Annotated in this window: 20 protein-coding genes and 2 pseudogenes; 14 read left to right on the top strand and 8 right to left on the bottom strand. The window is 64.5% G+C overall.

Going from position 1 to position 25273, the window contains the following annotated elements; genetic code table 11:
* Window positions 1-85: 85 nt before the first annotated feature.
* The 3 genes from A1D30_RS24060 (at window position 86) to A1D30_RS24070 (ending at window position 4303) form a co-directional block, all read left to right on the top strand.
* The gene (locus A1D30_RS24060) at window positions 86-1741 is read left to right on the top strand and encodes an AMP-binding protein (protein WP_063463258.1); all 1656 of its coding nucleotides are present in this window, start codon (window positions 86-88) and stop codon (window positions 1739-1741) included.
* Window positions 1738-3102, top strand: a complete 1365-nt coding sequence (locus A1D30_RS24065) for a glycoside-pentoside-hexuronide (GPH):cation symporter (RefSeq protein ID WP_063463259.1) — start codon at window positions 1738-1740, stop codon at window positions 3100-3102. The genes A1D30_RS24060 and A1D30_RS24065 overlap by 4 nt, the downstream gene beginning before the upstream one ends.
* A gap of 112 nt (window positions 3103-3214) precedes the next feature.
* Window positions 3215-4303, top strand: a complete 1089-nt coding sequence (locus tag A1D30_RS24070; protein ID WP_063463260.1) for a sensor domain-containing diguanylate cyclase — start codon at window positions 3215-3217, stop codon at window positions 4301-4303.
* A gap of 132 nt (window positions 4304-4435) precedes the next feature.
* Here the strand turns inward: A1D30_RS24070 and A1D30_RS24075 are convergent.
* Window positions 4436-5260: pseudogene (locus A1D30_RS24075) on the bottom strand (EAL domain-containing protein).
* Window positions 5261-5398: 138 nt separating this feature from the next.
* Window positions 5399-6520: a hypothetical protein gene (locus A1D30_RS24080; protein ID WP_063463261.1), complete on the bottom strand. Its 1122-nt coding sequence runs from the start codon at window positions 6518-6520 to the stop codon at window positions 5399-5401.
* A 193-nt stretch (window positions 6521-6713) separates the two neighbouring features.
* On the opposite strand from A1D30_RS24080, the gene A1D30_RS24085 reads away from it, so the two are divergent.
* Window positions 6714-7355, top strand: a complete 642-nt coding sequence (locus A1D30_RS24085) for a hypothetical protein (protein ID WP_063463262.1) — start codon at window positions 6714-6716, stop codon at window positions 7353-7355.
* Between the two features lie 124 nt (window positions 7356-7479).
* On the opposite strand, the pseudogene A1D30_RS24090 reads toward A1D30_RS24085, so the two are convergent.
* The 3 genes and pseudogenes from A1D30_RS24090 to A1D30_RS24100 all read right to left on the bottom strand — a co-directional run bounded on the left by A1D30_RS24090 (window position 7480) and on the right by A1D30_RS24100 (window position 12386).
* A pseudogene (locus tag A1D30_RS24090) lies at window positions 7480-9132 on the bottom strand (hypothetical protein).
* 113 nt (window positions 9133-9245) lie between these two features.
* Window positions 9246-10640: an SH3 domain-containing protein gene (locus tag A1D30_RS24095; protein WP_242422025.1), complete on the bottom strand. Its 1395-nt coding sequence runs from the start codon at window positions 10638-10640 to the stop codon at window positions 9246-9248.
* Between the two features lie 105 nt (window positions 10641-10745).
* On the bottom strand, window positions 10746-12386 hold the full coding sequence (locus A1D30_RS24100) for an argininosuccinate lyase (RefSeq protein WP_063463264.1): 1641 nt from the start codon (window positions 12384-12386) through the stop codon (window positions 10746-10748).
* A gap of 223 nt (window positions 12387-12609) precedes the next feature.
* Here A1D30_RS24100 and A1D30_RS24105 point away from each other — a divergent pair, with 223 nt between their 5' ends.
* A complete protein-coding gene (locus tag A1D30_RS24105) occupies window positions 12610-13506 on the top strand; it encodes a LysR family transcriptional regulator (protein ID WP_242422026.1) in 897 nt (298 codons plus the stop codon).
* Between the two features lie 25 nt (window positions 13507-13531).
* On the opposite strand, the gene yegQ is transcribed toward A1D30_RS24105, so the two are convergent.
* The 3 genes from yegQ to A1D30_RS24120 all read right to left on the bottom strand — a co-directional run bounded on the left by yegQ (window position 13532) and on the right by A1D30_RS24120 (window position 17191).
* A complete protein-coding gene (yegQ, locus tag A1D30_RS24110) occupies window positions 13532-14971 on the bottom strand; it encodes a tRNA 5-hydroxyuridine modification protein YegQ (protein WP_063463266.1) in 1440 nt (479 codons plus the stop codon).
* Between the two features lie 35 nt (window positions 14972-15006).
* Entirely contained in the window at window positions 15007-15945 is a 939-nt protein-coding gene (gene ttcA / locus A1D30_RS24115) for a tRNA 2-thiocytidine(32) synthetase TtcA (protein WP_063463286.1), read from the bottom strand.
* Window positions 15946-16126: 181 nt separating this feature from the next.
* A complete protein-coding gene (locus A1D30_RS24120) occupies window positions 16127-17191 on the bottom strand; it encodes a homocysteine S-methyltransferase family protein (RefSeq protein ID WP_063463267.1) in 1065 nt (354 codons plus the stop codon).
* 150 nt (window positions 17192-17341) lie between these two features.
* Between A1D30_RS24120 and A1D30_RS24125 the strand changes: the two genes are divergently transcribed.
* The 9 genes from A1D30_RS24125 (at window position 17342) to A1D30_RS24165 (ending at window position 25170) form a co-directional block, all read left to right on the top strand.
* A complete protein-coding gene (locus A1D30_RS24125) occupies window positions 17342-18250 on the top strand; it encodes a WYL domain-containing protein (RefSeq protein ID WP_063463268.1) in 909 nt (302 codons plus the stop codon).
* 57 nt (window positions 18251-18307) lie between these two features.
* On the top strand, window positions 18308-18469 hold the full coding sequence (locus A1D30_RS26165) for a hypothetical protein (protein ID WP_199866046.1): 162 nt from the start codon (window positions 18308-18310) through the stop codon (window positions 18467-18469).
* Between the two features lie 195 nt (window positions 18470-18664).
* Window positions 18665-19015, top strand: coding sequence for a DUF4190 domain-containing protein (locus tag A1D30_RS24130; RefSeq protein ID WP_082836609.1), 351 nt, complete (start codon window positions 18665-18667; stop codon window positions 19013-19015).
* A 39-nt stretch (window positions 19016-19054) separates the two neighbouring features.
* Window positions 19055-19432 carry a TM2 domain-containing protein gene (locus A1D30_RS24135; RefSeq protein ID WP_082836610.1) on the top strand — a complete coding sequence of 126 codons (378 nt, stop codon included), beginning with the start codon at window positions 19055-19057 and terminating at the stop codon, window positions 19430-19432.
* Window positions 19433-19564: 132 nt separating this feature from the next.
* Window positions 19565-20347, top strand: a complete 783-nt coding sequence (locus A1D30_RS24140) for a hypothetical protein (RefSeq protein ID WP_063463271.1) — start codon at window positions 19565-19567, stop codon at window positions 20345-20347.
* A 318-nt stretch (window positions 20348-20665) separates the two neighbouring features.
* On the top strand, window positions 20666-21961 hold the full coding sequence (locus A1D30_RS24145; protein WP_063463272.1) for a DUF445 domain-containing protein: 1296 nt from the start codon (window positions 20666-20668) through the stop codon (window positions 21959-21961).
* A 9-nt stretch (window positions 21962-21970) separates the two neighbouring features.
* Window positions 21971-23041 carry a hypothetical protein gene (locus A1D30_RS25750; protein WP_131798540.1) on the top strand — a complete coding sequence of 357 codons (1071 nt, stop codon included), beginning with the start codon at window positions 21971-21973 and terminating at the stop codon, window positions 23039-23041.
* The gene (locus A1D30_RS24160) at window positions 23038-23484 is read left to right on the top strand and encodes a hypothetical protein (RefSeq protein ID WP_063463275.1); all 447 of its coding nucleotides are present in this window, start codon (window positions 23038-23040) and stop codon (window positions 23482-23484) included. Before A1D30_RS25750 ends, A1D30_RS24160 begins: the two co-directional genes overlap by 4 nt.
* A gap of 24 nt (window positions 23485-23508) precedes the next feature.
* On the top strand, window positions 23509-25170 hold the full coding sequence (locus A1D30_RS24165) for an NERD domain-containing protein (protein WP_082836612.1): 1662 nt from the start codon (window positions 23509-23511) through the stop codon (window positions 25168-25170).
* Window positions 25171-25273: the final 103 nt, after the last annotated feature.

A 25273-nucleotide genomic window follows, 5' to 3' on the forward strand; every position in this document is an offset into this window, starting at 1 on the left:
CATACAAATGGTCATGTCTTGACACGCATCGGCGTGAAAAACTTCCTGGACTTTGCTTCTACAAGCCTTCTCCCGGGAGACTCCGATGGCTTTTCCATCCTTGCGCAGCCTTGTTGCGCGTTTTCTGCTCAACCGCCTGCGCACCGCGCGCTCGGTGGCGCGCCTGGCCTACCGGCGCCATGCCCACAAGCCTGCGTTGATTGACCGGCGCGGCACCCTCACCTACGCGCAGCTGCAGGAGCGCGTGTACCGCCTGCAGGCCTGGATGCAGGCCCAGGGCGTGAAGAAGGGCGACGTGGTCTTCACCTGGCTGCCCGAAACCGGCGAGCAGTACGAAGCCCGGCTGGCCACCTTCGAGAACGGCACCATCTTTGCGAGCTTTCACAAGCACCTGCCCGCCGACGCGGCGCTCACTACCATGGGCCGCGTCAAACCCACGGTGTTCATCCACGACCCGCTGCTGAGCGCCCCCATCCTGCAGGACGTGCGCGAACAGCTGCCCGGCCTGCGCGTGCTGGCGCTGGGGGATGAATACGAACAGGCCCTGGCGCAGCACGCCCCCGCAGCAGGCACGGCCGACGTGCACGAGGACGACGTGTTCGCGCTGCACATGACCTCGGGCACCACGGGCCTGCCCAAGTCCATCGGCTACAGCAACCGCAAGTACCTGGACAGCGTGCGCCTGATCTCGCGCGCCATCGACTTCAAGCCGCCCGCCAACGGGCCGGACGTGAACATGCTGGGCCTGCCGCTCACCGGCCCGGGCTCGGGCCTGGTGCTGCCCACACTGCTGGCGGGCGCGGCGCTGGTGATGCCCGAGGACTTCCGCGCCACCACGCTGGCCGGGCTGATCCAGAAGCACCGCGTGTCGCGCGCTTTCCTGTCGCCCTCGGCCATCATCGACCTGCTGGACGAGCCCACGCTGGACCAGTACGACCTATCGTCCCTGACCCATGTGCCCTATGGCTCGGAGATGATGCCCGCGCCCAAGATCGCCGAGGCCATCCGCCGCTTCGGGCCCATCTTCCAGCAGGGCTATGGCTGCCTGGAGGCCCTGCCCCCCATCACCTGGCTGCTGCCCCACGAGCATGTGGATGCGCAGGGCAACCCGCTGGGCAACGACATCCTTTCCACCGTGGGCCGCGTGATGCCAGGGGTGGACGTGGTGATCCGCGACGATCAGTTTGCGCCGCTGCCCCCGGGCCAGATGGGCCTGATCACCGTGATGACGCCGGTGCGGTTTGAGGGCTACTGGCTCGACCCCGAGAAGACCAGCGAAACCCTGCGCGACGGCTGGGTGGTGATGGGCGACGTGGGCTACTTTGATGCGGCGGGCTACCTGCATGTGCTGGGCCGCAGCGCCGACCGCGTGACGCGCAACGGCCACGCGCTCAACCCGCGCGAGATCGAAGAGGTGGCGCATTGCCACCCCGCCGTGAAAGAAGCCTGCCTGGTGCAGCACGGCAGCGCCGCCGTGCTGGTGGTGAGCCTGCGGCAAAGCTGGCGCAGCGACCGCAGCACGCAGCCGCTGGAGCATGACCTGGCGGAATTCCTGGTGCAGCACCTGCCCGCGCAGATGCAGCCCGACGATGTGCGGGTGGTGCCCGAGATCCCGCGCAGCTTCCTCAACAAGATGCTGCGCCGCGAGGTGCGCCTGATGCTGGAAGCCGCCCCGCCCCGCACACCGGCCCCCGCGGTCGCCGACCACATCCCCGGCCAACCCGCAGCCGCGCACCCATGAGCCCCTCCGCGAGCCGCCTGAGCCTGGGCACCAAACTCGGCTACGCCGTGGGCAACGTCGGCCTGCAGATGCTGATTGCCGCCATGAGTTTTCTGCTCATGATCTTTTACACCGACGTGGCCCTGGTGCCGCCCGCCGTGGCGGGCGCGGCGCTGCTGGTGGGCAAGGTGTGGGACACCATCAACGACCCGCTGTTTGGCTGGATGACCGACCGCACCCGCTCGCGCCACGGCCGCCACCGCGTGTACCTGATCTACGGCGCCATCCCGCTGGGGCTGGCGGCGGCGGCCGTGTGGATGGTGCCGCCGGGCCTCTCGCCCGTGGCCGCCTTCCTGTGGATCGCCATCACCTACACCGTGTTCGACACCATGATGACCCTGGTGCAGCTGCCCTACCAGGCCATGGCCGCGAACATGACGCAGGACTACGACGAGCGCACCAGCCTCACGGCTTTTGCGTCGATGGGCGCGCTGCTGGGCTTTTTTGCAGGCAGCGTGCTCATGCCCGTGCTGGTGCGCGCCGCGCCCGATGCGCGCACGGGCTATGCGCTGGCGGGCGCCGTGTTTGGCCTGGTGGCTGGCATGGCCGTGGCCGTGGTGGCCTGGCGCGTGCGCGAGCCCGCAGCGGGCGCCCCACCGGCCACCGAGGCCCACACACCGCCCCTGTGGGCCAGCGTGCGCGCCACGCTGGGCACCACGCTGCACAACCGCCCCTTTTTGCTGCTGATGAGTGCCGCCACCCTGGTGCGCCTGGGCCTCACGCTGGTGCAGGCCTCGCTGGCCTACTTCGTGATCTACCAGCTGCAGGGCGACAAGGGCGACCTGCCCCGCTTCATGGGCACCTTGCTCGGGGTGGTGGGGCTGTCGCTGTTTGTATGGAAGGTGGTGGTGGACCGCTGGGAGAAGAACCGGGCCTACATCCTCGGGCTGGTGTTGTGCGCGGCCGGGCTGCTGGCGCTGTACTGGGTGAAGCCCGGTGACCAGCACCTGATGACCGCGATCCTGGTGGTGGTGGGCATTGGCATGGGCGCGCACTGGATCGTGCCCTTTGCCATGGTGCCCGACACCATCGACCACGGCCACATGCAGGCGGGCGAGCGCCAGACGGGCATGTACTACGGGCTCTACGGCCTGATGGACAAACTCGCGCGCACACTCGCCACGGTGCTGGTGGCGGGCATGCTGGACGTGACGGGCTATGTGCCCAACGTCGCGCAGTCGGCCGATGCGCTGCAGGGCATCACCCTGATGACCGGCGTGCTGCCCGGGCTGTGCCTGGTGCTGGCGATTCCGCTGCTGATGGCGTACCCCATCACGCGCTCGCGCCACGCCGAGATTCGGGGCCATACCGGCATGCGCTGATCCGGCGCAAAGCCTGGGCGGAGGGTCTTTGCGCGCAGGGGCGCCGCCACCTGCGGGGATCGTGTACCTTTCAGCGGACTCACAACCCAACCCGGTTCCCTGCACCACACCCATGACGCAATGGCCGCCGCCCCCACCCGCCAACGACGCCCACATCCAGGCGGCGCTCATCGATCCCCAGCGGCTGGCAGCGGTGCAGGACACCGGTTTGCTGGACAGCATTGCGGAAGAGAGCTTTGACCGGCTGACCCGGCTGGCCGCCAAGATCACCGGGGCGCCCGTCGCCTTCGTCTCGTTGCTGGATGCGCACCGCGACTTCTACAAAAGCACGTTCGGCATGGACGCGCCATTGAGCACCCTGCGGCAACTCACCGGGCGAACCTTCTGCCACTATTCCCTGGTGTCCGACGGGCCCCTGGTGCTGGAAGACGCCACGCAGCTGCCAGTGTTCCGCGACGTGCCCACCGTGGCGTCCCTGGGGGTGCGGGCCTATGCGGGCATCCCCCTGAAAACCGAGGCCGGGCAGGTGTTGGGCAGCTTTTGCGCGGTGGATTTCAAGGCCAAGCAGTGGACCGAGCAGGACATCGAAATCTTGCAGGAGCTGGCCCATTCGGCCATGCGCGAGATCCGGCTGCGCCGCGCATTGCACGACGCCGAGGCGCTCAACCAGCAGCTGGTGCAGCAACTGCACAAGGTGGACGAGCTGAACCAGGCGCTCCACGAGCTGGCCCGGACCGACCCGCTCACCGGTTTGCGCAACCGGCGCGCCTTTGATGACAGCCTGGGGCTGGAAATCGCCTCCGTCGAACGCACGCGATCGCCCCTGAGCCTGCTGGTGCTGGACGTGGACCATTTCAAGCAGATCAATGACAGCTTCGGCCACGATGCCGGGGACAAGGTGCTGCGCTCCATCGCCCAGGTGCTCAGTGGCTGCGTGCGGATCATCGACATCGTGGCGCGGGTGGGCGGTGAAGAATTTGCCGTGATCCTGCCCCACACCGGCGCGCAGGGCGCCCACGAGGTCGCCCAGCGCATGCGCGCCGCAGTGGCCCAGGCAAGCTGGCTGAGCCAGCCCACCACCATCAGCATTGGCGCCGCCAGCTTGCGCCATGCCGAGACCGCCAGCAGCCTGTTTGCGCGAGCAGACGCCGCGCTGTACACCGCCAAGAAATCCGGGCGCAACCGCGTGGTGGCGGCGTAGAGCGGCTAACAAAACTCTTCTGGCGTCGTTGCCGCGTCTTGTCGTACTGCTCGTACTGCCTGCGACGCAGCGCCTAGCCAGAACCGCTTCGCTGAGTTTTGTTAGCCGCTCTCAGGACCTGTTCGCAGACGCTCAGCGGGGCCGGACGTCGAACGCCGCAGCGTCCACCGTGGCCGCTGCGCGAAAAGCCGGTTTGGCAAACAGATAGCCCTGCATCAGACGGATGCCCGCGTCGAACAGGAAATCACGCTCTGCGGGTGTCTCGATGCCCTCGGCCACGACCTGGATGCCCATGTCTTCGCACAGGCGCACCAGGTTGCGCACGATGGCCTGGCGCGCGCGGTTGGTATCGACGTTGCGGATCAGGTCCATGTCGATCTTGATGATGTCGGGCTGAAAATCCGACAGCAGCTTCAAGCCCGCAAAACCGGCGCCAAAGTCGTCAATGGCGGTCTGGAACCCGCAGCGTTTTTATTCGCGCAGGATCTGGGCAAACCAGGGGCCGTCCTCGATGCGCTCGCCTTCGGTCACCTCGAAGATGATCTGAGACAGCGGAAACCCATGCGCCCGGGCGGCCTCCAGCGTGGTGCGGATGCACACCTCGGGCTTGTAGATCGCGTTGGGCAGGAAGTTGATCGACACCGGCTGCGTCAGCCCCAGCTCGGCCGCGCCCTTGATGGCCTTGACCCGGCAGGCCTGGTCGAAGCGGTAGCGGTTGTGGTCGTTGACCTGCGACAGCACGGTCGCAGCACCCTCGCCGTTGGGGCCCCGCACCAGCGCTTCATGCGCAAAGACCACGCGGCGCCCTACGTCCACGATGGGCTGGTAGGCGTAGTCAAACTGAAAGCCCAGGCCCACGGCCTTGCCGCAGTCATCGCAGTCACGGGGCGTGCCACCCAGCGGCACAAAATTGGCGGGGAAGGAGGGGTTGGACGGGGAGAGAGGAAGCGGGGGCATGGATCCGATTCTCCGTTTGATTCACAAGACAGACAGGGTTGCAGGATTTGAACTCGCACGGGCCACTGGCTGCAAATGGCCCTGCGCAAAGACGGGTGCGCGGCGGCCCCCCCGACATCAATATCGCGGTCCCGCCCATCAAGCACCAGGCACCGGCCCCACCGGCTCGGGCGGCAGCACGCCCCGCATCGCCAGGCAGAACGGCTGCACACAGGCCGCCCGCGCCGCATAAGGGCAACCCACCGTCTCGCACAGGCCCGATGCGCCGTTGCGCGCGCGGTCTTCCTCGCGGGGCACCTGGCCGCTGGCCTGCAGCACGGCCATCTGCGTCCACGGGTCGAGGCGGCCCGTGGCCTGCTGCAGCATGTCGCGGCCATACACGGTGGCCGCCAGCTGGGGCTGAAAGTCCAGCACCAGCAGCGCGCTGGTGCGCGGCGCAGCGGCGTCGGCCCCTTGCAGCACCAGGGCCAGCACGCCCGACTGCAGCGCCTGCGCGGGGCCTGCAAACGGCACCTGCAGCGGCATGGCCGCCGAGGGGCCCGCAGCCACGGGTGACGCGGGCGCAGGTTGCTGCGATGCAACCCAGGGCACCGGCACGCGCAGGGTCAGCGCAAAGCTGCGCGGGCCTTCGGGGGTCATCACCGCACCCTGGCGCACCAGCCAGGTCTGCAGCGGCGGTGCGTCTGCGTCCAGCCCGCCACGCTCCAGGGCCTGCGCCAGCCCCACGGGCCAGGGTTGCGCGGCCACCACCCGCTGCGGGGCGCCACTGCCTGCCGTGAGCTGCTCCACCAGCGCACGCACCATGCCCATCTGGGGCGCACCCAGGCCGGTGGCGGGCCAGTCTGCGCCCCGCACGGGGGCCGCACCCGCTGCGGGGGCGGGCGCCCCCACGGGCAGCGGCGGGGGTGGCAGGGGCCCGCGCGCAGCCAGCCCCGGCCGCGTGCCCGGCGCAGCCGCCACAGCACCCGCACCGGGGCCCGCCGCTTCGCGCCGGGGCTCAAAACCGGCCCCCAGCTGCTCGCGCGCCTGGAGCGAGATGCTGGCCTTGTCGGCGGGTGCAGGCAGCGGCCCGGCTGCCGGGCTGGGCGATGTGGCCGTAGGCGGCGGGGCGCTGGCATCGGCCGGTGGCAGCGGCGCGGGGGCCACGCCGGGCTTCTTGTCCAGCCCCAGCAGCGCCGTCTGCCGCTGCAGCGCGGCCTCGGCCAGGAACTGGGCCACGGGGGGCAAGGCGCTGCGCGAAGGGTCGATGGGGAGGGCCATACAGGGCAAGCGGGGGGATGCCGGATTCTGTCGCCATTCCCTGCGCATGACCAGTCCCGCAGGATGCGCAGCACGTACACCGCACATGCACTGCAATTACTATCATTTTTATAGCTTATAAGGCAATACCATCGCGCGCAGAGGCCGTTTTCGACTCAAAATCCGGACACCCCTCACGCCCGCCCAGCCCGCCATGCCCTCAGAACCTGTTCCCGCCCCTTCCCGCAGCGCCCTGCCCCCGCCCCACCGCTGGGTGGCCAGCGCCCTGCTGTGTGCGGTGCTGGGCTATCTGCTGCTGGCCGCCTGGTTGTTCGCGCCGGGCTGGGAGCGCGCCTTCCGCTCGGACCATTCGCCCGCAGCCTGGCTCTCCAGCGCCTTGCTGCTGGCGCTGTGCACCACTGCGCTGCGCCTCACGGCCGAGCGCTGCCTGCCCTGGCGGCTGGGCGTGTGCCTGGCGCTGGCGTTTGCGGTGCTGGCGGTGGACGAGCAGTTCATGCTGCACGAGCTGTGGAAGTTCCGCTGCCACGAATGGACGGATGCCTGCCGCTGGGCCGCCGTGCGCGAGGCGCCGATGCTGGCAGTGGCCGTGGTGGGCGGGGCCATGCTGGCGTGGCTGCACCGCGCCCTGGGCCACCGCAGCACCCGCTGCCTGCTGTGGGCCGGGTTTGCCGTGGGTCTGGCGGCGATTGCCGTGGACCAGTGGCCCGCGCTGCAGCTCCACAGGCCCTGGCTGCCAGCGCTGCCGCAGTGGCTGGCAACGCTGGAAGAGGCGCTGGAGGTGGTGGCCGAGGCGCTGGTGCTGGCGGTGCTGCTGCGGCAGCCAGGGGCGCGGTGAAGCGCGGGCCCCTCATACGGATCTGCATTCGACCGTACAACTAGGCCTAGGCGGGAAGCCGCAGACAGTGCTGAAGCACGGCAAGGCGAACCAACGACGTGATGCGGTTGAAGGCGAAGCCGTATCACTCCCCCGTGCGCCGCCACACCAGCCCCAGCGCCCTGATTTTTTGCCAGGCGCTGGCGCGTTCGTCCGAGAGCACGTCCAGAAAGTCCGACAGGCGCTTGGACTTGACCATGGTGTAGACCGTGAGCGCGGTGGTGAACACAAACACCAGCGCAAAGATGCCCAGCTTCTGCCCCACCGGCGCATCGGCCTCGGCCAGCAGGTTCATGCCCAGGAAGCCCGTGGTCACGGTGCCGATCAGGCCAAAAATGGTCACCACCGTCAGCCGCACCACGGTGTTGGCCTAGCGGCGCAGGCTGTCGGCGTCCAGGTACTGGTTCATTTCGCCGATGCGCTCCTTGACCTCGGTGTAGAGCGGGTCCAGCCCGAGGTGGTTGGAGCACATGCGGAACAGCGCGCGCACCTGGGCCTGTTCGGACACCTCGTGGAACCAGTACCGGTGCGTGAAGCGCAGAAAACTCGCAAAGCTGTCGCGGATGGTGCGCTTGAAGCGGCGCACGCTGGCCGCGTCGGCAATGTCCAGGTTTTTCAGGGCCTCGGCCAGCCGGTCCGAGAACATCAGCAGCGCCGCTTTCTGGAAATGCGCAATCAGAAACAGCAAAAAATGCTGGTGCCGGAACTGCGCGAGCACGCCCCGGTCGCGGCAGACAAAGAACGGGCTGTTGGCATCGCCCAGCACCAGCAGCGAATGGCCGCTGCACAGATACCGCGTGTGCGGGGCGGCGCCGCTGCTGCTCCAGAAGCGGTCGTAGCAGAACCGTTGTTCAAAGTCGGCCAGGTGCTCTTCGGCATAGGGCAGACAAGGGTCGTCGCCCGGCCGGGCCGCGCCGGTCACCAGCCCGAGACGCACGAAGTCGCTGCGGCTCAAGGCGCGCGGGTCGTCCAGCGCCAGAAACGCCAGCTGCGGCATGCGGTAGTACTCGATCTGCCGGTAGCGCAGAGGGCCGCTGCGCTCCGAATGGTCGCTCACCAGCGGCTCCAGCAGCCAGGCCCAGTGGGCCGCGATGCGCGGCGCGCGGTGGCTGCTGACATGGGCCATGAACAGGTCGCGCTGGTTGGCGTCGGACTGGGCCAGCACCTGCCCGGCGGGGTCCAGCCACTCGGCGCTGAACAGGCAGTGCTGGGCGTGGCCGTCCGCGTCCCAGCCGGCGGGGTAGCCCCGGCCAAAGCGGTACAGCAGCTCCTGCGCCTGGGGCAGCGCCAGGTCGCGGGCGCTGACCTCGACATTGAGCAGCACCAGGTCCAGGTCGAGAAAAAAGTACAGGTCCACATGGACGATGTCGAGCGTGATCGGCGCCGCGCCGGGGTGCAGCACCGCCCGCACGGCGCTGACATCGCTGCGCCGGAACACCCGCATGGGCGAGCCCGTGGCACTGCCGCCTTTCTGGCTGCGTCCCTCGCCGTACAGAAAACGCTGCACATAGGGCAAAAAGGTCACGAACTCGTTGTAATGCCGCTCGTGAAACCGCTGGCTGTCGCCCGTGAACTCATCCACCACCTCGCGCCAGGGCGAGGCCTCGCCCATGTCCGCCAGCAGCTCCCAGGGCTTGGCGTGCCGCCCCTCGGAGCCCCGCACCGGCATCAGGCGCAGCGGCCACAATAGGACCTGGCGCAACTCCCGCACGCAGGGGGGATGGGACTCGACGGACATGGGCAGGCCTTTCGTGGGATCGGGTGGCACGCCAGGCGCTGGCGGCAGACCCATGGGCAGTGTCGGAAACCATGCTACCCAAAACCGCCGGGGGCGGGGGCCTCACAGACCGCTCAGGTGCACTCCTGGTCCACCCAATGCCCGGCCCGGAACCACTGGCCGCTGATGTTGAGATACCAGCGCCATTCAAAGATGGGCTCGAAGCTCATGCCGCCCGGCGAAGGGGTGTCGATGCGCAGGATGTCCGCCACGCCATCGCGGTCCAGGTCGATCTCGTGCACCGTCACGGCGGTGTGCTTGCGCGTGGGCTTGTCGCGGATGGGCGGGTCGGCGGGCTGCATCCAGCTGGTGGCGTAGCGCTTGGACCGCACCTTCACCGCGTCGGGCGGCAGCTTGCCGAGCACCACCAGGCGAGCCAGCACCTCGGCGCTTTCCGGCAGCCGGGCGTAGCCGCGCACGGGCTGGGCTTCCTCGCCGGGGTCGTTGAACCCCCGGCCGGGGTAGTGGCCGCCGCAGTAATGGTCTTCGTTGCTGATGTCCCAATAGCGCTGGCGCACGGTGTGGGCGCCCACCAGGCCCTGGTGGGTGATGGCATAGAGGGTCAGCGCAGGGGCAAAGGCCTGGTCGGCAGTGCCCACGTCCCAGAAGCCGGTGATGTATTCGATCTCCGGCCCGCTGTGGCGGTTGAACCGGCCCACCGGCACGCCCGTGGGGATGACGCTGATGCGGGTTCCCGCCACAGCGGCCAGGCCGTCGGCATCGGTCTCGTGCAGCAGGGCCACGCTGGTGTGGGAGCGAAAGTACGACGGGGCAATCGCTGGCAAGGTCGGCTTGGCGGCCAAAGGGGCCACGGCGGGGATGTGGTCTACGGCGCGGGTGGCCAGCTTCACATCGTCCAGCGGGTTGACGGGGTGGCCCCGGTCGATCTCTTGCTCGGCCCGCAGCAACACACCGGTACGCATGAGCTTTTTGGCGGCCTCCCATTCGGGGCGCTGGGGGTACAACACCGGCATGTCATGCGCGTGGCTCTTGGCCAGCGCGGGCAACTGCAGTGCGGGCGGGCGCGGCAGGGCGTTGCCGTAGGCGCGCATGCGGTTGGGCGATGGCGCGACCCAGAATGCGCGGGCGGCGTCCTTGCCCGCCTGGGCCAGGGTGAGGGGCTGGTCGGCCAGCAGGTTGCAGGCCACATGGGCTTGCAGGGGTTCGGCCAGCGGCGGGCCCAGGCGCGCATCGCCCGCATACAGCACGGCGCACCAGCCGTCGCGCTCGGTGAGCTGTTGCAGCACGGTGTTGGCAGGCACCTGGGCCACCACGCGCGCCTGCGACTGGGCCGACTCGCGCAGGTTGACCCAGGAGCCCTGCACGTAGCGCTGCTTGGCAGGCGCGACGGCCGGGGCCTGGGCCCACGCGCTGAGGCCCGCCAGCGCAGCAACCGACGCAGCCGCTATGGCGACCATGAACGCGGCGGGAACTCGGAAGCGTCGCCGGGCTTTCGATGTCGTGCTCACGTGTGTTGACTCCCTTCGCGATGGGCGTGAGTATCGCGCGCCCGAGAGACCCACTCCGGTCGAGCCCTTCGGCCCGCCTGAAGCGCACAGCCCGCGAACCCACACTCAAGGCAACGACTTCACACCCTCAAAAGCCGCGTTCAAGGCAGCCTCTGCCGCCAGCAGCCGCTGCCGCGCCTCGCCCGACCACACGCGGTCTTTGGCCAGAGTGTCCTTGGCAACAGTCGCCATGCGCGTGACCTCCTGCGGCTGCGGCCCGCCCGTGCCGGTGCGGGTCGTCACCATGTCTGCGGGAGACAAAGCGCGGCGAAATGCGGCTTCACCCAGCGGCAGGCGCTGGTCCTTAAGGTCGTACTTCTTGCCCGCTTCGCGGTAGATGCGCACGGCTTCCGCGTACGGAAAATCCTTGGGGCGAATGCTGCGCTCTTTGGCAAACACCACCACGTCCGACGCAAAGTGGTGCCCCACGCGGAACGGCACGCCATGGCTGCGCTGCAGCGCTTCAGCCAGTTCCATCGAGGTGGTCCACTCGGATTCGAGTTCGTCCAGCGCACGCGCGGGGTCGATGCGCAATGAGTCCAGCACATCGGCAAACTGCTGCAGCATCTCCGTGCCCTGCACAAAGGTCTTGGCGCTGGCCGGGCTCCAGGTGTTCTTGTAGTCGATCATGCCGGGCGTGACGTTATGCGCCCGCCACAGCGATGCCTGGGCCGAGGCCACCACGTCGCTGGCCTTGGCCCGCGTGTTCTGGATGATGCCGGGGTTGGCCTTCTGGGGCATGGCGCTGCTGGTGTAGGTCTTGCCACTGGCCAACAACAACCACGGCCGGGTCTGGTGGTACTGCGTGTGCACATCCTGCATGAAGGCGCCCACGCGGATGGCCGTGGAACTGGCGATGGACGTGGCCTCGATGGGGATGTCATAGGTGCTTATCTGCCCGGCATCCAGTGAGTTCACGATGAGCCCGTCGAACCCCAGCAACTGCGCCAGGCGCTCCCGGTTGATCCCCCAGCTGGAGTTGGACAGCACCGCCGTGCCCATGGGGCTGAGGTTGATGCGGGCATAGGCCTCGCGAACGCGCGCCGAGTCGCGCGCGAACGAGTCGGCCCAGGCCATCAGGTAGTGCCCGTAGCTGATGGGCATGGCCTGCACGCCATTGGTGTACGCGGGCACATAGGTGGCGGTGTGTGCCTGCGCCGTGTTGATGAGCCGTGCGCGCACCTGGTCCAGCGCATCGGCAAAGTCCAGCATCTCCAGACGCAACTGCGCCGCATTCAAGGTGGAATGGATGTCCTGGCGGCTGCGCCCGGTGTGGATGAGCGTGGCCTCGGGGCCCACAGCGTCGGTGATGATCTTCTCGACCTGCAGCACATCGGTGGGGCGCTTGCCACCGGGCGTGGTGGCCTGGGTGATCGACAGCTCGACACCGCGCGCGATGCGGCCGGCCTGGGCCTTGGGGATGATGCCCTGCTCGACATTCACCACGGTCGATGCCATGTTGATGCGACCGAACCAGTAGAACGTGTCTTGCGACTTGGCCAAGGCGCTGGTGGCATCCCCTTTGACCACGCCCTGGATCTTGGCGACCTGCGCCTGGCACTCGGCGGTGGTTTTGCAGGCGGTGTCGAGCGTGTCGGCGGCTTGCGCCTGGCCCATGGCCAGGATGGCACCCACGACCGGGGCGAGCAGGAAGCGGGTGGGGCGCAAGGTGATCGTGCGCGCAGGGTGGCGCTGAGGCGATGGCATGGGGTTTTGTCTCCTGAGATACCGCTCAGCCAGCGGCGGGCTGGCGCGGGAATAAGATTCGTTAATTGAATGAACCCAGCATGGGTTTGCACCCCACTGGCCCCGGAATCGTTCCACAACGATCCAAGCAAGGCCAATGCTTCTTTTTCAATTGAATCCATTTTTCGAATAGCCCATGCCAGACTTGACGCCCTCGGTCCTGTTCAACCGCATCCTGGGGCGCGTGCGCCTCAAGCACCTGCAGCTGGCCATTGCGATTGCCGACCTGCAAAGCCTGCACCGCGCGGCCTCTTCCATTGGCATGAGCCAGCCCGCAGCGACCCACGCGCTGGTCGAGCTGGAAAGCTCTCTGGGCGGCCCCCTGTTCGAGAGACACTCCAAGGGCATGCGGTTGACCAGTCTGGGGGATGTGGTGTTGCCGCTGCTGCGCGCTTCGCTGGTGCCTCTGCAGGCAGCTGCTGGCAATGCAGCATTGATGCAGCAAGGCGCCGCTTCCGCGCTGATCCGCATCGGAAGCATTGCGGCGGGCATCAATGGGTTGCTGACCGCCGCCATTCCGGCCTACTGCGCCTTGCACCCGAGCGCCGCCATCGATGTCCACGAAGTCACCATCGACAACCTGCTGGAGAGCATCCAGGAAGGAACCCTGGACTTGGCGATCTGCCGCGAACCAACCCCGCTGCCGCAGGGGTTCGAGTTCCATGCCGCACTCCAGGATGAATTCGTCGTTGCCTGCCGTCCCACGCACCCGCTGGCTCAACAGACATCCGTCACGGGCGCAGATCTGCTGTCACAACGCTGGCTGGCACCGCCGCTCACAGGGTTGGGCCCTCAACAGGTGGATAGCCTGTTCGACGATTTGGGTGGGGTGCCGGAACTGTGCCGCGTATCGAGTCGCTCGACGGAAATCATCTACGCGATGCTGGCGGACAGCGACATGTTGGTCTGCGTGCCTGCGAGCCTTGTGCGGCCGTTGGTGCGGCGCAGGGATCTGGCCGTTCTATCGTGGAGACCCCAGGGTGTGGGGCCTCTTGGTGTGCTGGTCAAAGCGGAGGTGTTCGCCAACCCGGCCCATTCTTGCCACGCATTCATCGAGCACGTGCTCTCCCTGCGGGGTTGACCCAGACGCGCAGCGGCGCGTTGGTTCACGCGGTCAGTGCAGGCTCTGCCTTCGCATCGCCCGCCTGGGCCTCCACCACCCGGGCCAGCAGCGCGCCGCTGTAGCGTGCGGGCAGCGGAATCCACACGCGCACGGGGTTGCCCTGGGCGACCTGCACGGGCTGGCCTTCCACGTTGCGCATTGCTTGCAGGCGCACTTGGGTGTTGCCGCTAGGGTGCACCACTTCGAGCAGGTCGCCCACGGCGAAGTGGTTCTTGGTTTCGACCTGCACCCAGTCGCCTTGCAAGCCAACATCCACCTGTCCCTCGGCGCCCAGCACCTCGCCCACGAACTGGCTGCGCTGCGTGGCCGAATGGCCGCTGAGGTAGTTCTGGTAGTCGTTGCTGGGGCGGCGCTCCAGCAGGCCGCCGGTGTAGCCGCGGTTGGACAGGCCTTCCAGCTCAATGAGCAGCTCGGGGTTGAAGGGGCGGCCCGCCACGGCGTCGTCGATGGCGCGGCGGTAGACCTGGGCGGTGCGGGCCACGTAGTACAGGCTCTTGGTGCGGCCTTCGATCTTGAGCGAATCCACACCGATCTGCGCCAGGCGCGCCACGTGCTCCACCGCGCGCAGGTCCTTGCTGTTCATGATGTACGTGCCGTGCTCGTCTTCCATGATGGGCATCATTTGCCCAGGGCGGCCGGCCTCTTCGATCAGGTAGACCTTGTCGGCCTTGGGGTGGCGCTCGCCGTTGCCGGTGGTGGAGGCAAACGATTGTTCCGCCTTTTGCTGCGCGGCTTCGAAGTTGAAGTCGCCTTCCATCTTCTGCGCAATGGCTTCGCCCGTGGTGGGGTCAATGTCGGCGTCGTGCGTGGCGTAGTTCCAGCGGCAGGCGTTGGTGCAGGTGCCCTGGTTGGGGTCGCGGTGGTTGAAGTAGCCGCTGAGCAAACACCGGCCCGAGTACGCAATGCACAGCGCGCCGTGCACGAACACTTCCAGCTCCATGTCAGGGCATTCCTGGCGGATTTTTTCGATCTCGTCCAGGCTCAGTTCGCGCGACAGGATCACACGCTCCACGCCCATCTTTTGCCAAAACTTAACCGCCGCCCAGTTGGTGGTGTTGGCCTGCACCGAGAGGTGCACCACCTGCTCGGGCCACTTTTCCTTGACCATCATGATCAGGCCCGCGTCGGCCATGATGAGGGCGTCGGGCTTGCAGTCGATCACGGGCTCGATGTCGCGCAGGTAGGTGCGGATCTTGTCGTTGTGCGCAATCAGGTTGCTGGTCACGAAGAACTTCTTGCCGCGTGCGTGGGCCTCGTCAATGCCTTGCTTGATCTGCTCCAGGCGGAACTCGTTGTTGCGCGCGCGCAAGGAGTAGCGCGGCTGGCCTGCGTACACCGCGTCGGCACCAAAGTCGTAGGCGGCGCGCATCTTGTCGAGCGAGCCAGCAGGCAGGAGCAGTTCGGGGGCTTTGAGGGTGGTCATGGGGTGGCCCAATCTAAAAATCGTCGGGGTCAGGTTCAGCGGGGCGTGGCAGGCATCAGCGGCAAGCCCGCAAGCATGCCCACGGCCTGCGCAGGAAACTCTTCGGCGTCAAAGGCCTTGTCGCCATCGGCGTCAGCCACGCCGTTGGGCACCAGGCCCTTGAAGTCGAACTGGCGCGGGTCCATGAAGTGCGAGGGCACCAGGTTGCGCAGCGCCACGGCCATGTTCTCGATGCGACCGGGGTACAGCTGCTGCCAGTCGCGCAGCATCTGGCCGATCTGCTTGCGCTGCAGGTTCTCCTGGCTGCCACACAGCGTGCACGGGATGATGGGGAAGGCGCGGATCTCGGCCCAGCGGGTCAGATCGTCTTCAGCCACATAGGCCAACGGGCGGATGATGAGGTGGTCGCCCCGGTCGCTTTGCACCTTGGGCGGCATGCCCTTGAGCTTGCCGCCAAAGAACATGTTCAAGAAGAACGTCTGCAGCATGTCGTCGCGGTGGTGGCCGAGCGCAATTTTGGTGCAGCCCAGCTCGTCCGCCACGCGGTACAAAATGCCCCGGCGCAGGCGGCTGCACAGGCTGCACATGGTCTTCCCTTCGGGGATGTGCTCTTTGACGACGCTGTAGGTGTCCTGCGTCTCGATGTGGAAGGGCACGCCCACCTTCGCCAGGTAGTCGGGCAGCACGTGGGCCGGAAAGCCGGGCTGCTTCTGGTCGAGGTTGACGGCGATCAGCTCGAACTTGTTGCCGTTGCGCTGCTGCAGCATACGCAGCACGTCGAGCATTCCATAACTGTCCTTGCCGCCGGACACGCACACCATCACCTTGTCGCCGTCTTCAATCAGGCCAAAGTCGGTGATGGCCTGGGCCACCTGGCGCACCAGACGCTTTTCGAGCTTGAGCGCGGCGTGGGCGGCGGCTTTCTCGGCAGCCTCCGCAGGGGGGGTGTCGGGCAGGGTGGCGATAACGGACATGGCAAACAGACCGGGGCTGGCAAAGGGTGCGGACGAGATTTCAACGGAAAGGCGCAAGGGTGCCGCAGCTTGCGGCAGCCCGCAATGCGCTACCGCAGGGCGGCGGCGCATTGATTGCTATATATTTAATAGCTACAAACGTATACTGGTCGCGCGCAGACGGCCAATTTTGTTCAGATTCTCAGGCTTCAGCGGGGTAAAACATCTTGCGGGTGGGCACGGACTCCACCGCCTTGGCAATGGCGCCGATGTGGTCCGGCGTGGTGCCGCAGCAGCCACCCAGAATGTTCACCAACCCCTCGGCCGCGAACTCGTGCACCAGGCGGCTGGTGATCTCGGGCGTTTCGTCGAAGCCCGTGTCGCTCATGGGGTTGGGCAGCCCGGCGTTGGGGTAGCAGCTGATGAAGGTGTCCTCGGCCACCCGGTTCAGCTCCTGGATGTAGGGGCGCATCAGCGTGGCGCCCAGGGCGCAGTTGAGGCCAATGGCCAGCGGGCGCGAATGCCGCACGCTGTGCCAGAAGGCGGTCACGGTCTGGCCGGACAGGATGCGGCCCGAGGCGTCGGTCACCGTGCCGCTGATGATCAGCGGCAGGCGCTGGCCACTGTTTTCGAAATACTCGTCGATGGCAAACAAGGCCGCCTTGGCGTTCAGAGTGTCGAAGATGGTCTCGACCAGCAACACGTCGCTGCCGCCCTCGACCAGCGCCTCGGTTTGCTCGTAGTACGCGGCGCGCAGCGCCTCAAAGTCCACATTGCGCGCGCCGGGGTCGTTCACGTCGGGGCTGATGCTGGCCGTCTTGGGCGTGGGGCCCAGGGCACCGGCCACGAAACGCGGCTTGTCGGGCGTGCTGTACTTGTCGCAAGCGGCGCGCGCCAGCTCGGCCGAGCGCAGGTTCATCTCGCGCGCCAGGTTGGCCATGTGGTAGTCCTCCTGGGCGATGGTGGTCGCGCCGAAGGTGTTGGTCTCGATGAGGTCGGCACCCGCAGCCAGGTAGCGCTCGTGGATGTCGCTGATCACGTCGGGCCGGGTGAGCGAGAGCAGCTCGTTGTTGCCCTTCACGTCGTAGGCAAAGTCCTTGAAGCGGTCGCCCGCTTTGCCCGGGCCCGTGTAGCCCTCGCCCCGATACTGCGCCTCGCCCAGCTTGAAGCGCTGGATCATGGTGCCCATGGCGCCGTCGAGGATGACGATGCGTTGGGCGAGGATGTCGGGCAGTTGCGCGGCGCGCGTGTAGTGGAGGGCTTGCATAGCCCTCTATTGTAGAAAGCACGGCTCGGTGCAGTGGGAGCGAAAAAATCCTGCATTTTTCCCTTCCAGTCCGGCAAACGACATGGTTTGGCAAAACGTATCCCTACGATTCACCCATCGCTTTCAAAAGAGCAAAGAACGACAGCTGACATGAGCACCAAAACAACCTCCGCCCAAACCGTCGCCTTCCGGCTTACCAGCATGCTGCGTCGGCTCAATGAGGGAAAAAGACTCGAACCAGAAGCTCTGGCCGAAGAGTTTTCCGTCAGTCTGCGCACCATCCAGCGCGATCTGAACGAGAAGCTGGCGTTTCTGGAGCTGGAGAACAACGACGGCTACTTCACCGTGAAGCCCGCGCGGCTGGGTCTGCTGTCCATGAATGACATGGAGCGTTTCGCCGAACTGGCTGGGCTGGATGGGCTGCACCCGCGCCTGTCCACCGAACTCTTGCAGGACTTGCTGAACACCAAGCTGCAAAACGCCTTGTTGGTCCGAGGCCCCAACTACGAAGACCTGAGCGGCTTGGAACTGCAGTTCAGCCAGCTGAAAGAAGCCATTGCCAAGCGCTGCACCGTGGGGTTCCGCTACCGCAAGGCCGATGGCGCCAAGAACGTGAACGACGTACAGCCCTACCAATTGGTGAATCACGACGGAATCTGGTACCTGGCCGCCATGGATGCCGGGCAACTCAAGGCCTACACCTTCACCAAGATAGAGGGCCTGCTGCTGAACCACGACGACCATTTCGAGCCCGACCCTTCGGTTATCCAAAAGCTGGAGCAGGAAGACAGCATCTGGCTCAACTTCGTCAAAACCGAAGTGGTGCTCAAGATCAACAAAGACGTGGCCAGCTATTTCGAGCGGCGCAAGCTCATTGGCGGGCAAAAGATTGTGAAGGCGCTGGAGGACGGCGGGCTCATCGTGTCAGGCCAGATCGCACACCCCAACCAGATTTGGCCCACGGTGCGTGCATGGCTGCCCCATGTGCGAATCATCAGCCCTGAGCATTTGCAGGTTGAGCTGGAGCAGCAGTTGCGCGGTTACTTGGATGCGCATTGACCCGGCCCAAGTGCGCACAACCCCACTTTTCTTGAGCCCCTCAGAAAGACCCTCGCCATGATCAACAACAACTCCCCCCTGGAAACCCTGGCCGCCTTCGCCATCGTGTTCGTCGCAGGTGTCGTCTCCACTGCGGGCCTGGGCGCCTACATCAGCGGACTGCGGCGCAAGGCAACAGCACAAGGCGGCACCTCAGGCGACCCAGTATCGGGTCGCTGATCACACCGGCCAGCCCTGGCCAAGGGCGCCTATGGCGCCGAATGCTGACGGACTAACAGCCTTCAGCGGCCACTGCGGCGCAGGCCTCTCACACACCCCCTTCCTACTGCAACCGATGCCCAGGCACCGGATGGGCGAAGCCTTGCCCAAATAAGTCGTCTCCATCCACCAACCACTTCAGACAAAGGTATCTCAATGTCTTATTGCCGAGGCTGCGGCCACCAGATTCACGAAACCGCCATCAGCTGCCCCCAATGCGGCGCATTGCAGGCCCAACACAACACCCACAGCCAGCAGGTCAGTGCAGACGGCTCCCTGTGGCTCCCGGTACCGGCGCTGATTTGCGGGCTGATCCCCGTTCTGGGGCTGCTCGCCCCCAAAGAGCCCGACAAGGACCAAGTGCTGGGGATCTTCCTTTTTGCTTCGACCGCCATTGTGTTCGGAAGCATTTCCCTGGCACGCCAAAAACGCGGCAAAGGAATGGCCATTGCCGGGGTCGTTCTGGGCGGCATCGGCCTGCTCGCCGCAATCGGTTTGCTGGCCTGAGGTCCAAAGCCCCTGAAACCCCACCTGTGAGGAAACACCATGAACAACCCATCCATGAACCCCTGCTTCGGCTGCGGTAAGCCTTTGCACATCTCTGCACCGTCGTGCCCGCACTGCGGAGCCATTCAAACCCTGTCAAACCAGCCAGGCCCTGATGAAGCCATGCGCAGCGTCAACCGGAGCGAACCCAAAAGCAAGGTCACCGCCGGGGTGCTGGCGCTGCTGCTGGGCGGCATTGGCATCCACAAGTTCTACACGGGCGCTTGGGGCTGGGGCATCGTGTACATCGTGCTGTGCTGGACGTACATCCCGGCCCTGGTGGCACTGGTGGAGGGCATTCGCTACCTCACGCTCAAACAACCGGAGTTCGCGCAGAAGGCCGCGCGCATGGACGGGCCGTTTTCATTCTTGTGGTGAGAAGCTGGCCCAACAACACCACCCCAACGTTCTCAACCCAACCCGCCAGCCGTCTGACATTCATTCGTAAGCAACCCCAGATTGTGTGGTTACATTATGAAACTCCGGCGCTTGGCGACTGACCGCCTCACCATGAAAAAGACCACCGCTGTTGCTCTTGCCACCCTCTGCCTTGCCAGCCTCGCCACCGCCGAAGTCACCCAAGGCGTGCTCGAAAAAGGCCCCGCGTATTCCGCACTCTTCAGCGCCAGCCCCGAGTCGGGCGACCTCATCGGTTTTGCCTTTAAAACCCAGTCCACCGTGGGCCGGGCGATCTTGCAAAGCTGCCTGCCCGGCCTGCTCTGCAAGATCGAAAAATCAGCCACCCGCCCCGTCAGCGATGCCCTGAGTGACACCTTGGGCCAGAAATTTGCGACCCAACCCGCCGGGTGGATCGAAATCACCCAAGCCCGAAATATCGGCATGGCCCCGGTCGTGTTCGGCTACGAAAAGACGCTGAAGACGCGCCATGGCATGGTCAGCGTGCGCGAGGAAGACAACACCTTGTTGCTCAAAGGCAAGCCCATCAAGCCCGCCATTGAAGGCAATAGCGGCTTGGACATCGTTGCCAACTACGAGCTAGGGGCCATCGACGTGCTGTTGTTGCAAAGCAGTGGCGGCACTGCCTGCCCCGCACTGTTCCGGTTCGTCAATATCAGCCCGGGTGGCGTGCTGCGGGTTTCGCCGGAATTTGGCACCTGTTCGGACATCATTTATCCAACCTTTGATTCGAAGGTGGGCGTGACTGTGGCTATGGTGGGGTTTCGTGGGCCGTTTGAGCCTATTGCTGACCGAAAGAAGGCGGCTATGACCAAGGCTGTGTACAGATGGAACGTCCAAGGACCGTTGAGTGAAAACGGGAAACCTGTGCGCTGATGCTTCAAACAAAACAAAGAGACAAGTCACCATGCCTATCGCTCCTCCGCCCGTGACTTACCAGTGTTCAGCATGCGGGTGGTCGAAAACTGTCGCCCCCAGGAGCGATGCGTTGATGCCAGGAGAGTATTTCAGTGTATGTCCGGGTTGCGGGTATGCACCGCTTGATACGGTGACCGCCAATGTCTTACGCGCAGCAATTGCACAGATGGCTTTACGTGTGCGACCAGTTCAGCGCTGAAAGAATCGATTTGGTAGCAGTCCGGCCCAAACCCGAAACACCCTCAAAGACATTTTTTACCTTAATAGCGAAAAACTATGAACAACGTGAAAGCAGTGATCGATAGAGAAGCCGAGTTACGACGCAAGCAGTACTTGGCCCTCGGATGCCTGGCGTCGGCAATGGTTGTCTTTATAGTCACTCTATTCATGCCCCCCACATTCGCCGTGCGTTTGATTAAGGCGGGTGCCGAGGCGGCGATGGTTGGCGGGCTTGCTGACTGGTTTGCTGTAGTGGCTTTGTTCCGGCACCCACTGGGCTTGCGGATACCGCACACCGCCATCATCCCGCAGAGCAAGGATCGTATTGCCGACAACCTGGCGGACTTCGTGCGCGAGAAGTTTCTCAACCCTCAGGTGCTGACGGAACTGATACAGCGCAGTGATCCTGCGCATCGCTTTTCTACTTGGCTGGCCGAGCCCTCCAATGCTCGGCGAGTGGGGCGGCATACGGCAGATCTTGTTAGTGGCTGGCTGGATTTAGTAGACGACCGACGCATACAAACATTTATCGGCGATGCAGCACGCACTGTGCTGGGAAAACTGGATTTCTCGCAGGCACTGGGTTCCGTGCTGGAAATGTTGACCCACGGCGGACGCCACCAGCAGATATTGGATACGGCGCTCGACTACCTGGCAGAAAAGCTACGGGAGCCAGAGCTGCGCGGCAAAGTAGCAGTGCGCGTGGTCAACTGGCTGAAGGAGGAGCACAAATTGAAGCAGTTGCTTCTACCCACAGACTGGATTGGTGATCAAGCTGCGGAGGCGGCAAGTGCTGGTCTGAACCGCTTTCTCGACGAAGTCGCCAACAGCCCTGCGCACGAGCTGCGCGAAGCATTTGATCAGGCGCTAAAGACCCTCGTGACAAAACTCAAGACGGACGAGGAATTTCGCCACAAGGGTGAGGAGATCAAGGCATATGTGCAGAACAACCCCGAATTGACGGAGTACGCGCGCAGCCTGTGGGCAGCGCTGCGCGACTGGCTTTCGAATGACCTGGAGACCAACTCCTCAGAACTGCAGCAGCGGGTGGAGCGCATGGGTCTATGGCTTGGCCAGAAGCTTGAAGAGGACGAGGAGTTGCGTACATCCATCAACGACCACATGCAATCGCTCGCGAATGATGCAGCTCCTCAGTTTGCTGATTTTTTGACAGGTCACATCAGCGACACAGTACGCAAATGGGACGCACAAGACATGTCGCGCCAGATTGAATTGAGCATTGGCCCGGATCTTCAATACATCCGCATCAGCGGGACGGCGGTTGGGTGCGTAATTGGCGTGCTGCTATTCCTAGTGTCACACCCAGGCGATGTCATCCGATTTTTGAACTAAGGAGAGAAAATGGTACTCCCGTTAATTCCTGTAGCGCTCGGCGCAAGCGCTCTGGCCTCAGCAGTCACTGGGCTCAAGAAGGCTTGGGATGCTAAACAGAATTTTTCCAACGCCCAACAGTGGGTAAAGGCGTCCGAGCAACAGTGGCACCAATCTGCGCGAGCCCTAGAATCCCGCCGGGTGGAAGTGTGTACTCAGTTGAATGCGCTGGCTATGCTGCGAGTGCAAGTAGTGAGCAAAAGCATATCGAAGTTCGCACATTTGATGGATCAGGTGGCCGCAAGTGATTTCCATGAAATTAGCGTGGATGGGCATGAGCTCCCCATTGAAATCATCCCTGTACCAGAGCTTGAAAAAGCAAGCTATCAAGCATCCGATTTCCTACAACATGGATTTGAAAGCGCTGCATCTGGCGCAATGGTGGGCGCAGGTGTGGGGCAAGCCGTCAGCATGTTTGGAGCAGCCTCCACTGGGGCGGCGATTTCTGGTCTTTCGGGCGCGGCAGCTACCAATGCCACGCTAGCTTGGCTCGGCGGCGGCTCTCTTGCCTCTGGTGGGCTAGGTATGGCAGGCGGCACCGCTGTACTGGGAGGCGTGGTGGCTGGCCCTGTACTACTGGTGATGGGCTATCTGGCCGCCGGCAAATCAGAAGAAGCCTTGACCAAGGCCCGAGCGCACTCGGCCCAACTAGACGAAGCGGCGGAACAACTTGAGAATGCCCGCATCGCGCTGGATGCAATTGACCTGCGCTCTCAAGAGATAGCATGGGTACTAGATGCGCTTGACGAGCGTTTTCAAGGCGCCGCAAGTCGAGTATCACGCATGCTGGGACGCGTACGACGTGAACGCGAGGCCGTTTATCTCGACAAGGGAAAGCCGGTTCCCGCAAGCTTAGTGACGCGCAAAGTCGAATATGCGAAGCTCACCGAAAAAGATCAAAACAGTTTCAACATGATGATTGCTCTCGGTTCTGCGCTATATCAGGTTGCAAAGATAGAAATTATCGACAAGCAAGGTCGGGTCACCAAAAAGAGTGAAAAGATCGTCGGAGAAATGCAGCAACTATTGGAGCATGTATGACGAAAAAAGAAAGTATCGTGGACGTGGTTGCACGTACCGTAGGTAGCAAGGGTGCGAAGAACGTTGCGAAACAGGTGCCGGGACTCTCGCTCATCGAAGGCTTGGGGCGTATACACCAGGCGCATTCTGACTATCAGAAGCTACGTGAAGTGGAACAGACGAAACGGGTCGCCATTTTGGCCGACCGCGACGCCACTATTGAGCAGATTCGAGCGCAGCGTGATGTCATAAAACAGGCATTGGGAGATGCGTTTGAACTGCGAAAGACGGGGCTTCAAGCGCAAATCCGAGCGATGGACAAAGCCATCGATAACGGCAATGTGGACGCACTGCATGTTGTGATGGACGGAATGGTCAAAACCATCCAAAGCACACCATTCAAAGATATCGCCGAAATGCGGGAGCAGCTTTCGAATGACAGTTTTGTACTGCGACTGAAGTAACGCATCTTGCGACTCCAACTGCCTATGCCCTCACTGCTGAGACAATCGCAAGATGCACCTATAGACTTTGTTACAGCCACAGGTCTGCGCGCCGAGACGCATGTAGTGAAGGCTCTTCTCAAACTTCCACCACCATGGCAATCTTTCCCCACTGTCGAATGGCGCCATCTAGAAAACCGAGGCGAGTCAGTCGGCGAAGCAGACATGGTGGTGTTCCACCCCCACCAAGGTTTGATCGTCTTTGAGATCAAGGCGGGCGCAGTGCGAGTGCAAGACGGCCAGTGGTTCTATGCCTCCGGCTTGCAGATGAAGCAGTCGCCGTTCGCCCAGGCCCGGCGCACCCGGTACGCACTGATCGATAAACTGCGACAACGCTTGGGCCGCGACGCGGCGGATGCGCTGACGGTAACGCACGCGGTGTGGTTCCCCGATGTGTTGTGGAAGGGCAGCTTGCCGGGCACGGAGGCGCCTTCACGCGCATTCCTGCTCGACCGCGCGGCGCTGGCCGACCCGGCGCCCGCGTTGCTGCGCATCTTTCGCGAAGCAGCGCCCAATGCGCAGCCATGGACGCGCGCGCAACAGCATGCGCTCAAGGAGCTGTTAGCGCCCGACTGCCAGCAACTGGTGCCGCTGGCCACCCATGTGGACGACGCGGCACACGCCCTGCACCAGGCCACCGAGCAGCAGGTGGCGGTGCTACGCATGTTGCGCTTGCAGCCGCGCCTGTTGGTAGAGGGCGGTGCAGGCACAGGCAAGACGGTGTTGGCGGTGGCGCTGGCGCGCGAACATGCGGCGCTGGGCCGCTCGGTGCTGTTGACGTGTTTCAACAAGGCCCTGGCGCAGGCATTGACTGCGTTGCTAGCCGATGTGCCGGGTGTGACGGTGCAACCGTTCCACGAGCTGGCCCGCACACAGGCGCTGGCTGCTGGCCTGGCCTATGAAGTGCCCACAGACTCGCGAGAACAAGGCCTGTTTTTCAACGAGCGGTCTGCCGAGCTGTTGCTGCAAGCCGCTGAAACCGGTGCTGGTGCCCGGTATGACACCGTGATCGTGGATGAGGCGGCCGACTTTGCCGCTACTTGGTGGGTGGCGCTGGAGGCCCTGGGTGCACCGCACTTCAGCTGGTACTGCTTTTATGACCGGCAGCAGTGCCTGTTTCAGTCCACCGACCATTGGGAGCCGCCGTTTACTGCCAGCCCCATGGTGCTGGACGCCAATTTGCGCAATACCCGCCCCATCGGTGAAGCCGCAGCGCGCATGGGCCGCTGCGCGGTGCCTCCGACCTTTCGCGTGGACCAGGGCGTGCCGCCGACTGTGTTGCAAAGCAGCGATTTCGCGCAGATGGCGGGGCAGCTGCGCACCTTGCTGCGCGACCTCACGGGCAACCAAGGCCTACGCCCCGAGCAGATTGTGGTGCTGTCCCCCTATCGGCGTGACAACGCCGCATCTGCCTGGGCTGCGGGGCTGGATGCCTGCGCCACGACCGATGCTTTGGCTGCGCCGTTGCCGGGGCTAGTCCGGGTGGGCACGGTGCAGGGCTTCAAGGGGCTGGAGTCGGATGTGGTGGTTCTGGTCGGCATCGACCTGCGCTGCATGCGCCACCCTGCGAACCTGTATGTGGGGGCCAGCCGGGCGCGGGCGGCGCTGTATGTGTTGGCGCTGGCGGATGCGGGGCTGGCGGCGTAAACAACACCTATGTATGGCGCTAAAAACCAGGTGAAATCAATCTGTAGCGCTTGGTGAACAAGCGCTGCGTGCTGTCAAATCTAGTTGCACTGTGCGAAAACAA

This window comes from Acidovorax sp. GW101-3H11 (assembly GCF_001633105.1).
GTDB lineage: Bacteria > Pseudomonadota > Gammaproteobacteria > Burkholderiales > Burkholderiaceae_C > Acidovorax.